We start from the raw sequence: 12,653 nt of genomic DNA on the forward strand, positions 1-12,653 counted from the left end.
TGCCGCGTCAGCGCAGCTTCGCGACGTCCTGCTCGGTCACCTTCGCGGCCGGATTGCCGAACTGCCCGGTCAGGTAGTTCGTGAGCGCGGCGATCTGCGCATCCGACAGCTCGTGACGGAACGCGGGCATCCCGACGTCCTCGCTGCCGGCCTTGCGCTGCACGCCGTTCAGGATCACCTGCACGAGGTTGGTCGGATTCGGCGCGCCGACCGTCGAGTTGTGGAACAGCGGCGGGTAGTAACCGTCCGGCGTACCCTTGCCCTGCATCTGGTGGCAGGTCGCGCAGTTGCCGAGATACAGGCGCGCCGGATCGATACCCGACGACGCGAGCGCGACGCCGCGCAGCTTCAGGCCATCCTCGGCCGGCTTGCCCCACGACGAGCGCGACTGCTTCGCGTCGCCGCTGGCCACGGCCGGCACCGTACGGATGTACGTCGAGATCGCGCCGATGTCGGCTTCGGTCATCTTCGAGAAGCTGTGCTCGATCGCCTCGGCCATCGGGCCGGCCGCCTGCGCGAGACCCGGCACGCTGCCGGTGCGCAGGTACTGGACGAGCTGCTGCTGCGTCCAGCCGCCGATCCCCGCGTTCGGGTCGGACGTGATGTTGTAGCCGTCCCAGCCCGCGAGCACCGAGCCCGACAGGAAGCTGCCGCCCGTTTCGTCGAGCGACTTCTCCTGCATCGCGATGCCGCGCGGCGTGTGGCACGTGCTGCAGTGCGCGAGGCCCTGCACGAGATACGCGCCGCGGTTCCACTCGGCGCTCTGCGCCGGCTTCGGCTGATAGACGCCGTCCTTCAGGAACAGCCAGTTCCAGATCTTCAGCGGCCAGCGCATGCTGAGCAGCGCGGGGATCTCGTTCTTCGGCGGCGCCTGCTTGACCGGTTCGACGCCGTGCATGAAGTACGCGTACAGCGCCTGCACGTCGTCGTCGTTGATCTTCGCGTACGACACGTACGGCATCGCCGGATACAGGTTGTCGCCGTTCTTCGACACGCCGTGCCGCACCGCACGCTCGAAGTCGTCGAACGTCCAGTTGCCGATGCCCGTATCCGGGTCGGGCGTGATGTTGCTCGTATAGATCTTGCCGAGCATCGGCACCGGCATGCCGAGGCCGCCCGCGAACGGCTTGCCGCCCTTTGCGGTGTGGCAGGCCATGCAGTCGCCCGCGACCGCGAGGTATTCGCCGCGCTTGACCTGCGCGGGATCGGCCGAATCGGCCGCGCGTGCGAGGCCGGGCAGCGCGAGGCAGCCGGCCAGGAGGAAGGTGAGAGTAGATTTCCGCACGGTCAGACTTCCTTCTTCAGCGTGTCCGACATCCGCAGCGCGAGCGCCGCGATCGTCAGCGTCACGTTCACCGTACCGACGGTCGGCATCGTCGAGCTGCTCGAGATGAACAGGTTCGGATGGTCGAACGTGCGGCAGTCCTTGTCGACGACCGAGTCGCGTGCGTCCGCGCCCATGATCGTCGCGCCCGTGATGTGGTTGTTCGGCGCGAACTCGTCGTTGAAGACGACGTCGGTGCCGCCGAGCACCTTCGCGGCGGTCGCGTAGACCTCGCGCGTATGCACGGCGCCGCGCTTCACGTAATCGTCGATCGCATACGTGATCTCGGGGCGCGGGATGCCGATCGCGTCGGTGGCCGTCTTGCTCGGCACGATGCGGTTCTCGGGTTGCGGCAGGATCTCGTGGAAGCAGTCGAACTGCACGTAGCGTGCGGAACGGTCGCGGATCTGCGCGTCGAGCTCGTCGTGCTTCATCAGCTTGCCGGCCTTGAAGATCTTCTGCGTCTCCTGGTTGATGCGCGACATGTTCGACAGGTGGATCTTCTTCGCGGCTTCGGTCGCGCGGAACGGGCCGTCGCGGAAACCGATCAGCGACGTCATCTCCTGCGGGCCGCGGCCCGGCCACAGCTTCTCGCTCGCATAGAACGACACGCCGGTGCCCGGATGGTCCATCAGGTTGCGGCCGACCATGTCGGAGCTGTTCGCAACGCCGTTCGGGAAATCGCGGTTCGCGGACATCAGCAGGATCTTCGGCGTCTCGATGCCGTTCGCGGCGAGCACGAAGTACTTGCCCTCGACACGATGGTCGGCGCCCGTCTTGTCCTTGTAGATCGCAGCGACGATGCGCTTGTCCGGGCCCGTCTCGAGCTTGTAGACGACCGCGCTGTCGATCAGCTTCGCGCCGGCCTGCTCGGCCTTCTCGACGTGGACGATACCGTTGTACATCGCGCCGATCGGACAGATCGGCATGCAGTTGTTGTTTCCGCAACAGGTCGGCCGGCCGTCGTACGGGCGGCTGTTACGCGCGACGGGCTCGGTCACCACGTGGAACTTCGGGTCATAGCCGTTCAGCGCGCTCTTGATGGTCTGCTCGTTGAACGACAACGGCAGCGGCGGCATCGGGTACGCCTGCTTGCGCGGCGAGTACAGGTCTTCCTCGGGGCCCGGGCCCCACACGCCGAGCTCTTCCTCGGCGCGCTGATAGTAATGTTCGAGATCGTCGTACTGGATCGGCCAGTCGCGGCCGACGCCGTACACGGTCTTCATCTTGAAGTCGTTCGGGATGAAGCGCCACGCGGACGCGGCCCAGTGCCACGTCGTGCCGCCCACCGCGCGGATGTACTGCGAGTTGAACTTGTGCTCGCCCTTCAGGACCAGGTAGTCGTTCGGCGGGCCGTATTCCGGATGCGGGGCCCACGGGCTCGACGGGTACGGTGCCATGAAATCGGTCTTGTCGGCCTGGTTGCGAAAGCGCTCGACGATTTCCCAGCGCGGCATGCGCGGGCCGGCTTCCAGCAGGATCACGGACTTGCCCGCCATCGCGAGCTGGTGTGCAACGATCGCGCCGGCGACACCCGATCCGACGACGACGATGTCGGCTTTTTGCGTATCGGTATCGGCCATCAGGCTTGCCTCTCGATCGGTTTTTCGGCCCAGAAGCCGGGTTTGTTGGGGCAATACGAAGGGATCACGAGCGTATCGGACACCACGCTGAACATTAATGCTTCTTCGTAGGTAATCACGACGTTGTCGACGATGCCGAGATACCACGCGCCGAGAATCGTCAGTGCGAGCGATTCCTGGTCGGGATTCAGCGAACCGGATGCGAGCGCACCGGCGAGTTGCGGCAGGCTGTCGGCCGTCTTGAACGAGCCCTTCTGCAAGGCCTGCAGATAGCGCTGGCCGGTGATGCGGCTCAGCCCTTTCTTGCCGGTCAATGCTTCGGAAAGCGTCATGAACGTATCGAGCGGCGCGGTGCCGGGATCGTCGGCCAGGGCCCGCAACGCCAGCGAGCCGGTGAGGCCCGCCGCCGTCAGCGCCAGTGCGCCCTGCAGCCATTGACGCCGCGTGATGCCGGTTGCGGCTGCGTCGTTGTCACGACGCGATTGGGGGGTGTTGTCGTTGTGCATGTTTCCTTCTCTCGAACACCGGATTCGGGAAAACCACGCTTGATATTTCTCAAACATTGGCGCGGACCTGCAATGTACGCGCACCAGCCGGATCAAACAATCTTTTTATAGTTCATTTAATGTTCCGCAATCCGGGACAATCGAAATTTCGCTGCATTTTTGTGTCGTCGACGCGACAAATCCGCGGCAGGCCCCCCGTGTCGCGTGCCGACCACACACCGCACCCGCACGCCGCGCTGCGCGCGCGCGGCGGTCGGTTAGAATCCCGTGCAATCAAACAGAAAGCTTCCCTCCGAGGGCAATCGAGCGATGAAGCAGCGCGACAAGCACAACAAAGAAACGCATCGAACCAACCACACGACCCGGCTGCTCTGGCGCATCGGCGCCGTCGCGGCGCTCGGCGCCGCCGCGGCCCTGTCGCTGCATGCGGGCGCGGCGCGCACGGTGAGCGTGTCGCCGCAAGGCACCGTCACCGAAGTCCGGCAGAGCGTCGTCAAGTTCGACGAACCGATGGTCGCGTTCGGCTCGGCGTCTGCGCCGAATCCGGCGCGCGTAACCTGCAACGATTCGACCGCCGCGCGCGGCCAGGGCCACTGGCTCGACGACAAGACCTGGGTTTACGATTTCGAAAGCGACCTGCCGCCCGGCGTCCGCTGCTCGGTCGCGCTCAACGATACGCTGCGCTCGGTCGCCGGCAATGCGGCCAGCGGCCCGCGCCGCTTCACGTTCCAGACGGGCGGCCCGTTCCCGGTGTCGGTGCGCCCCGGCTCGCGCGAGATCGAGGAGCGGCAGGTCTTCGTGATGAAGCTGAACGGCCCGGCCGAGCCGCGCTCGGCGCTCGCCAACATCTGGTGCGAAGCGGCCGGCATCGGCAACCGCATTCCGGTCACGGCGGCCGACGACGACACGCGCAACGCCCTGCTCGATCATTTCGGGCTGAAGAAAGAAGCGGCGCGCGTGCTGACGCTGTCGTGCTCGCAGGCGCTGCCGGCAAGTGCGAAGATGCAGCTCGTCTACGGCAAGGGCGTGGCGAGCCCGAGCGGCATCGCGAACGACACCGAGCGGCGCTTCGATTTCACCGTGCGCGCACCGTTCGCCGCAAGCTTCTCGTGCGAACGCGAGAACGCGAAGGCGCCCTGCACGCCGCTGCGCCCGCTCACGCTGTCGTTCAACGCTCCGATCTCGCGCAAGCAGGCCGAAGCGATCAGGCTGCGCGGCCCCGACGGTTCGCTGTCGCCCACCTTCGCCGCCGACGACCACAGCGAGGAAGTGACGACCGTCACGTTCAACCCGCCGCTGCCCGCGCAGGCCGCCCTGACCGTCGAGCTGCCGTCGGGCCTGCACGACGTGACCGACCGGCCGCTGTCCAACGCCGACCTGTTCCCGCTCGCGACGCGCACCGCACCGATGCCGCCGCTCGCGAAATTCGCGTCGGGCACCTTCGGGATCGTCGAGCGCTTCGCCGAACCCGGTACGCCCGCGCTGGTGCCCGTCACGCTGCGCAACGTCGAGGCCGACCTGCATATCGCCGGCCTCAATGCGGGCGGTGCGCAATTCGCGAACCTGAAGGTCGAGAACGACACCGCGATCCGTCAATGGATGCGCACCGTCGACCGCTTCGACAACTGGTCGATGACGGCCGGCTCGATCGACGACCAGATTCCCGGGCTGCTGGAACGCAAGGGGCAACACCCCGTCTACGTGCCGCTCGAGGCCGGCGAAAAACAGCCGGCGCCGAAGAACCGCCGCATCGACGTGCGCTCGCTGTCGCTGCTCGCGGGCGAGCCCGGCGCGCAGGTGCTGACGCTGCCGAAGGCCGATCCGAAGGCGCTGCGTCCGTTCGAAGTGGTCGGCGTGCCGATCGACAAGCCCGGCTTCTACGTGCTCGAACTCGCGTCGCCCGCGCTCGGCCGCTCGCTGCTCGCGAAGCCGTCGAGCATGTACGTGCGCACCGCCGTGCTGGTCACGAACCTCGGCGTGCACCTGAAACAGGGGCGCGAGAACAACCTCGTGTGGGTCACGACGCTCGACAAGGGCAAGCCGGTGCCGAATGCGCAGATCCGCGTGTCGGACTGCAACGGCGACGAAATCGCGGCCGGCAAGACCGACGCGCAGGGCCTGCTGAAGATCGACGGGCCGTTCGAGCCGAAGCGCGAATGCAGCTCGTCGGGACAGCGCTTTAACGACTACTTCGTGTCGGCCCGCGTCGACGATCCGAAGACGGGCCCCGACATGGCGTTCGTCAGCTCGGGCTGGAACCGCGGGATCGAATCGTGGCGCTTCAACGTGCCGACCGACACCGACAGCGCGCCGACCGTGCGCGCACATACGGTGTTCGACCGCACGCTGCTGCGCGCCGGCGAAACCGTGTCGATGAAGCATTTCATCCGCACCGAGACGCTGCAGAGCCTCGCGTTCCCGTCGCAATACCCGACGCGCGTCGCGATCCGCCATCTCGGCACGGGCCAGACCTACAAGCTGCCGCTCACGTGGGCGGCCGACCACAGCGCGGATTCGCAGTTCACGCTGCCGGCCGCCGCGAAGCTCGGCGAATACAGCGTCGAGCTCGAAGGCGGCCCGGACGATGCGCCGACCGCCACGTACTACAGCGGCAGCTTCCGCGTCGAGGCGTTCCGCCTGCCGGTGCTGAAAGGCTCGATCGGCGCGCGCGACGCGCAGAAGAGCCCGCTCGTCGCCGCGAAGGAAGCGCCGCTCGCGGTGCAGATCGACTACGTGTCGGGCGGCGGCGCATCGAACCTGCCGGTGCAGGTATCGGCGCTGATGAAATGGGCGTCGCCGCCGTTCGCGGACCGTTTCGAGGATTTCAGCTTCACGCCGTATCGCCCCGACACGAGCGACGGCAACGCCGACGACGATGCGCAGGACGGCGACAACGCGTCGTCGTCGGCGTCGAGCAACGATCCCGACGCGACCAAGCTGATCGCCGACAAGCTGCCGCTGACGCTCGACCGCAACGGCGCGGGCTCGGTCACGCTCAAGGGCCTGCCGGACGTCGACGCGCCGAAGCGCATTGCGCTGGAGGCGACGTTCGCCGACCCGAACGGCGAAGTGCAGACGATTCGCGGCGACACGATCCTGTGGCCGGCCGCGGTGGTGGCCGGCATCAAGGCCGGCCGCTGGGTGTCGGTCGGCCAGCGCGTGCCGGTGCAGGCGCTGGCGGTCGACCTGCAGGGCAAGCCGCGCGCGTCGGTGCCGATCGAGATCAAGGGCGTCGCGCGCATCACGACGTCGTCGCGCAAGCGGATGGTCGGCGGCTTCTATGCGTACGACAACAAGAGCGACACGCGCGACCTCGGCGTGCTGTGCTCGCGCAAGACCGACGACAAGGGCCGCATGGCCTGCGACGCGACGCTCGAGCAGGCCGGCAACGTGCAGCTGATCGCGGTCGCGAAGGACGGCGACGGCCGCACGTCGAATGCGTCGACGTCGGTATGGGTCACGCGCGAGGACGAACTCTGGTTCGGCGGCGACAACACCGACCGGATCGACGTGATCCCCGAGAAAACGTCGTACGAACCGGGCGAAACGGCCCGCTTCCAGGTGCGCATGCCGTTCCGCTACGCGACCGCGCTGGTGGCGGTCGAGCGCGGCGGCGTGATGGAAACGCACATCGTCGAACTGAACGGCAAGAACCCGACCGTCGACCTGAAGGTCGGCGAATCGTGGGGGCCGAACGTCTACGTATCGGTGCTCGCGCTGCGCGGCCGGATTCGCGAGGTGCCGTGGTACTCGTTCTTCACGTGGGGCTGGAAGGCGCCGGTCGAATGGGCGCGCGCGTTCTGGCGCGAAGGCCGCCACTATGAAGCGCCGACCGCGTTCGTCGACCTGTCGAAGCCCGCGTTCCGCTATGGCCTCGGCGAGATCAAGGTCGGCACGGGCGTTCACCGCCTCGGCGTGACCGTGACGACCGACGCGACCCGCTACACGGTACGCGGCAAGGCGCAGGCGCACGTGAAGGTCACGCTGCCGAACGGCCAGCCGGCGCCGGCCGGCACGCAGATCGCCCTCGCGGCCGTCGACGAGGCGCTGCTCGAACTGATGCCGAACAACAGCTGGGACCTGCTCGACGCGATGCTGCGCCGGCGCGCGTACGGCGTCGAAACGGCCACCGCGCAGATGGAAATCATCGGCCGCCGCCACTTCGGCCGCAAGGCCGTGCCGGCGGGCGGCGGAGGCGGCAGCGCGCCGACCCGGGAGCTGTTCGACACGCTGCTGCTGTGGAACCCGCGCGTGACGCTCGATGCGAACGGCAGCGCAACCGTCGAGGTGCCGCTGAACGATGCGCTCACGCGCTTCCGGATCGTCGCGATCGCGGCGGTCGGCCCCGACCGCTTCGGCACGGGCAGCACGTCGATCCGCAGCACGCAGGATCTGCAACTGATCTCCGGCCTGCCGCCGCTCGTGCGCGAAGGCGACGCGTTCCGTGCGCAGGTCACGCTGCGCAACACGACCGACCGCGCGATGCAGGTCGTCGTGACGCCGCGCGTGACGGGCCTCGACGTCGCACCGCAAACCGTGTCGCTGGCGGCGAACGCGGCGACCGAGGTCGCGTGGACGATCACGGTGCCCGAGCAGGCGCTCGATGCGGCCGGTGCGCTGAACTGGCGCATCGAGGCGGCCGAGCAAGGCGGCAAGCGGGCATCCGACGCGCTGGCCGTCGCGCAGAAGGTCGTGCCCGCGCTGCCGGTCACGGTGCAGCAGGCGACGCTCGCGCAGGTCGACGGCACGCTGACGGTGCCCGTGGCGGCCCCGACCGGCGCCGCGAACAATGCGCAAGGTCTGCCGCGCGGCGGCATCGCGGTATCGCTGCAGTCGAAGCTTGCCGACGGGCTGCCCGGCGTGAAGCGCTGGTTCGAGCGCTATCCGTACCGCTGCCTCGAACAGCAGACCTCGCGTGCGATCGGCCTGCGCGACCCCGCGCAATGGCAGGCGCTGATCGCACGGATGCCCGTCTATCTCGACAGCGACGGCCTGGCGAGCTACTTCCCGCCGTCGTCCGACGATTCGCACCACGGCAGCCCGACGCTGTCGTCGTATCTCCTCGTGGTGTCCGACGAAGCCAGCCGTCTCGATCCGCGCTTCGCGCTGCCGGAAGACCTGCGCACGCAGCTCGAAGCCGGGCTCGCGCGCTTCGTCGACGGCCGCCTCGAGCGCAACGCGTGGGCGCCGCGCCAGGATCGCGACCTGCGCAAGCTCGCGGCGATCGAGGCGCTGTCGCGCTACGGCGCCGCGCAGGGCCGCATGCTCGGTTCGATCGAGATCGCGCCGAACCAGTGGCCGACGTCGGCGGTGATCGACTATCACGCGATCCTGACGCGCGTGAAGGACATCCCGCAACGCGACGAAAAACGCGCGCAGGTCGAACAGATCCTGCGGGCACGCCTGACGTACCAGGGCACGCAGCTCGTGTTCTCGACCGCGCGCGACGACGACCTGTGGTGGCTGATGACCAGCAACGAGACCAACGCCGCACGCCTCGCGCTGGAATTCGCGGGCGACCCCGCATGGAAGGATGAAATGCCGCGCGTGACGGCCGGCCTGCTCGCGCTGCAACGCCAGGGCGCCTGGCAGACGACGACGTCGAACGCGCTCGGCCTGCTCGCGGTCGAGCGCTTCTCGCGGACCTACGAGAGCACGCCGGTCGCCGGCGCGACGAAGGTTGCGCTCGGCGGCAACGAGCGCTCGATCTCGTGGTCGCAGACGGCATCGGCCGCGCCCGCCGAGTCGCCCGCATCGGCAGCGCCGTCGGCGTCGGCCACGCCCGCGACCCGCGCGGCCACCGCGCGCAGCGTGCTGATGCCGTGGCCGCGTGCGTCGCAGGGGCCGGCCACGCTGTCGGTCACGCAGGACGGCACCGGCCGCCCGTGGGCGACCGTCGAAAGCCTCGCGGCCGTGCCGCTGCGTGCGCCGTTTGCTGCCGGCTACCGGATCACGAAGACCGTCACGCCCGTGTCGCCGGCCGTCAACGGCGTGCTGACGCGCGGCGACGTCGTGCGCGTGCATCTCGACATCGATGCGCAGAGCGACATGACGTGGGTCGCCGTCAACGATCCGATCCCGGCCGGTGCGACGATCCTCGGGTCGGGCCTCGGCCGCGATTCCGAAGCCGCGACGCAGGGCGAGAAAACGCCGGACGGCGCGTGGCCGGCGTTCATCGAGCGCGACTTCGACGGCTATCGCGCGTACTACGACTATTTGCCGAAGGGCAAATTCTCGGTGGAGTACACGGTACGGCTGAACAACGTCGGCACGTTCGGCCTGCCGCCGACGCGCGTCGAGGCACTGTATGCGCCGTCCGTGTACGGCCTGTGGCCGAACCCGCCGATGACCGTGAAGCCGGCCGACGCGGGCAAGTAACGAGCACGTGATGATCGATCTGGCTTTGCCGCGGCCGGCGCGTTTCGCCGGTCGCGTATTCGCCGCCGTCGTGCTGGCCGCGCCGCTCGTCGCGCATGCGCTGCCCGGCTACGACGACGTGCGCCGCAACTGGCGCAGCTCCGACTGGGTGCTGCTCGCGCGCGACGGCACGCCGCTGCAGCGCACGCGTGTCGACCTCGCCGAACGGCGCGGCGCCTGGGTGTCGCTCGCGGACGTATCGCCCGCGTTCCGCGAAGCGATCGTCGTGTCCGAGGACAAGCGCTTCTACGAACACAGCGGCGTCGACTGGCGCGGCATCGCCGGCGCCGCGTGGGGCAACCTGTGGAACGAGCGCACGCGCGGCGCGTCGACCGTCACGATGCAGCTCGCGGGCCTGCTCGGCGATTCGCCGCGCCGCTCGGGCCAGCGCTCGCTGCCGCAGAAGGCCACGCAGGCCGTGAACGCGCTGTGGCTCGAACGCAGCTGGCGCAAGGATCAGATCCTCGAGGCCTATCTGAACCTGGTGCCGTTTCGCGGCGAGACGATCGGGCTCGGCGCGCTGTCGCAGGTGCTGTTCGGCAAGGCGCCGTCGGGCCTCGACGCGCGCGAGGCCGCGATCGCCGCCGCCCTCGTGCGGGCACCCAACGCGGCCCCGGCGAAGATCGCCGAGCGCGCATGCCGAATCCTGCGCGACATGCAGGCCGGGCAGGCGTGCGCGTCGCTCGACGGCTACGTGCAGCTCGTCGTCGCGCGCCCAGCCAATACCGTACGCGACGACGGCGCCGCACTCGCCCCGCACTTCGCGCGGCGCATCGCGGCCGAGGTCAAGCCGGCGGCCGGCGCGCAGGTCCGCACGACGCTCGATGCGCCGCTGCAGCGCTTCGCACGCGACACGCTGATGCGCGCGCTGACCGAACTGAACGCGCCCGCGCACCGGCGCAACGTGCAGGACGGCGCGGTCGTCGTGATCGACAACGCGACCGGCGAGATCCGCGCATGGGTCGGCTCGTCGGGGGCGCTGTCGAGCGCGCGCGACGTCGATGCCGTGCTCGCGCCGCGCCAGGCCGGCTCGACGCTCAAGCCGTTCCTCTATGCGCAGGCGCTCGACGAGAAGCGGCTGACCGCCGCGTCGCTGCTCGACGATGCGCCGATCAACCTCGCCGCCGGCGGCGGCCTGTACATTCCGCAGAACTACGACAAGGATTTCAAGGGCTGGGTGAGCGTGCGCAGCGCGCTCGGCGGCTCGCTGAACGTGCCGGCCGTGCGCACGCTGGTGCTCGTCACGCCGCACCGTTTTGCGCGCACGCTGACCGCGCTCGGCCTGCCGCTCGCGCAGGAAGGCGATTACTACGGTTTCAGCCTTGCGCTCGGCAGTGCGGACGTCACACTGCTGTCGCTGACCAACGCCTACCGCGCGCTCGCGAACGGCGGCGTCGCACGCAAGGTCGTCGACCTGCCGGCCGCGGCACCGGCGCCCGCATCCGGCGCAGCGGCGCCCGCGCGGCCGGACGCGGGCACGCGCGTGTTCAGCGAAGCGGCCAGCTTCGTCGTCACCGACATCCTGTCCGACAACAATGCGCGTGTCCGTACGTTCGGCTTCGACAACCCGCTCGCGACGCGCTTCTTCTCCGCGGTCAAGACCGGCACGAGCAAGGACATGCGCGACAACTGGACGGTGGGCTTCACGTCGCGCTATACGGTCGGCGTGTGGGTCGGCAATGCGGACGGCTCGCCGATGTGGGACGTGTCGGGCGTCACGGGCGCGTCGCCCGTGTGGTCGGCCGTCGTCGGCTACCTGCATCGCGACCTGCCGAGCCGTGCGCCGCGCGCGCCGGCCGGCGTCGAGACGCGCCGGATCGCGTTCGAGCGCGATATCGAGCCGGCTCGCAACGAGTGGTTCATCGCGGGCACGGCGGTCGACACGATCCGGCTCGCGGCGCCCGTCACGCCGGGCAAGGACGGCGCGCGCGCGCCGCTGACGATCGGCGCGCCGACCGACGGCACGATCTTTGCGATCGACCCGGACATTCCGCCGAAGAACCAGCGGATCTGGTTCGAGCGCTCGGCCGGACGCGCGACGAAGTTCGCGTGGCGGCTCGACGACAAGGTGATCGGCCATGCCGATCGCGTCGCGTGGCTGCCGTGGCCGGGCCGGCACCGGCTCGAACTCGTCGACGCGCGCGGCAACGTCGCGGATGCGATCGGCTTCGAGGTGCGCGGCGCGTTCGCGAAGCCGGCCGCGCGCAAGCGCTGAGCGGGCGAGCCGGCCCGACTGGCCGGGCATATTTGCTTTCGGCGGCTGGGCGGAAAAGTCGAGTGCAGTCGCCCGATCCTTCAACCGGACCGGCCAAGCCGCAAATCGTTGTGGACGGGGTGAATTAGTTCGACAATACCGGGCACGCGCTGCATCCGGGCGCCGACGACGAACCGACGCAGGCCGATTCCCGACCGACAGCGATGACACCCGAAACCGAGCGGAAACTACTTCGGCATGGCGTACAGATCATTCCGCTCTTCTTGGGTCTGTATGCCGCCGCCAGCCTGTGGGACGCGTATCGAAACGGCGGCATCCTGGAATGCCATCAGGCTCGCATGCACCCCATGACCTGCCGATGGATCACGCCGGACATGGGCGAGCACTTCCAGCGGCTGCTCGCCAGCCATTGGCACGTGCTCGGGCTCAGCATCCTGCTGAGCCTGTTGCTCGCTTACGTCATGGCGCCGGCCCGGCCCCCGCACCCATAACGCGTCTGCCCGGCGGTACCCCGCCTACGGCACACCGAACGGGCGAGCAGCACCGCGGTTCAGGACATAGAATGAAAGCAGCGCTGCATCCCCGACGCGCCCCGGTTGCCTCATTCT

The 12,653-nt window shown here is 68.8% G+C and carries 6 protein-coding genes; 3 read left to right on the plus strand and 3 right to left on the minus strand.

Translation table 11 applies throughout. The annotated features are described in order from the left end of the window. Positions 1-7 precede the first annotated feature (7 nt). From SY91_RS21280 to SY91_RS21290, 3 genes are read right to left on the minus strand one after another with little or no spacing between them, the layout of a single operon-like run. Complete coding sequence (locus SY91_RS21280; protein ID WP_011547563.1) at positions 8-1,285, minus strand: cytochrome c; 1,278 nt, start codon at positions 1,283-1,285, stop codon at positions 8-10. 2 nt (positions 1,286-1,287) lie between these two features. Continuing rightward, positions 1,288-2,907, minus strand: coding sequence for a GMC family oxidoreductase (locus SY91_RS21285; RefSeq protein WP_023476482.1), 1,620 nt, complete (start codon positions 2,905-2,907; stop codon positions 1,288-1,290). Continuing rightward, on the minus strand, positions 2,907-3,413 hold the full coding sequence (locus SY91_RS21290) for a sugar dehydrogenase complex small subunit (protein ID WP_006478877.1): 507 nt from the start codon (positions 3,411-3,413) through the stop codon (positions 2,907-2,909). Before SY91_RS21290 ends, SY91_RS21285 begins: the two co-directional genes overlap by 1 nt. 309 nt (positions 3,414-3,722) lie before the next feature. On the opposite strand from SY91_RS21290, the gene SY91_RS21295 reads away from it, so the two are divergent. The 3 genes from SY91_RS21295 to SY91_RS21305 all read left to right on the plus strand — a co-directional run bounded on the left by SY91_RS21295 (position 3,723) and on the right by SY91_RS21305 (position 12,536). Then, positions 3,723-9,791 (plus strand): alpha-2-macroglobulin, encoded by a 6,069-nt coding sequence (locus SY91_RS21295; protein ID WP_185921353.1) that lies wholly within the window; start codon positions 3,723-3,725, stop codon positions 9,789-9,791. Positions 9,792-9,801: 10 nt separating this feature from the next. After that, complete coding sequence (pbpC, locus tag SY91_RS21300) at positions 9,802-12,045, plus strand: penicillin-binding protein 1C (protein ID WP_011547559.1); 2,244 nt, start codon at positions 9,802-9,804, stop codon at positions 12,043-12,045. A gap of 203 nt (positions 12,046-12,248) precedes the next feature. After that, entirely contained in the window at positions 12,249-12,536 is a 288-nt protein-coding gene (locus SY91_RS21305; protein WP_006478874.1) for a hypothetical protein, read from the plus strand. Positions 12,537-12,653: the final 117 nt, after the last annotated feature.

It is taken from the genome of Burkholderia cenocepacia (assembly GCF_014211915.1).
Classification (GTDB): domain Bacteria; phylum Pseudomonadota; class Gammaproteobacteria; order Burkholderiales; family Burkholderiaceae; genus Burkholderia; species Burkholderia orbicola.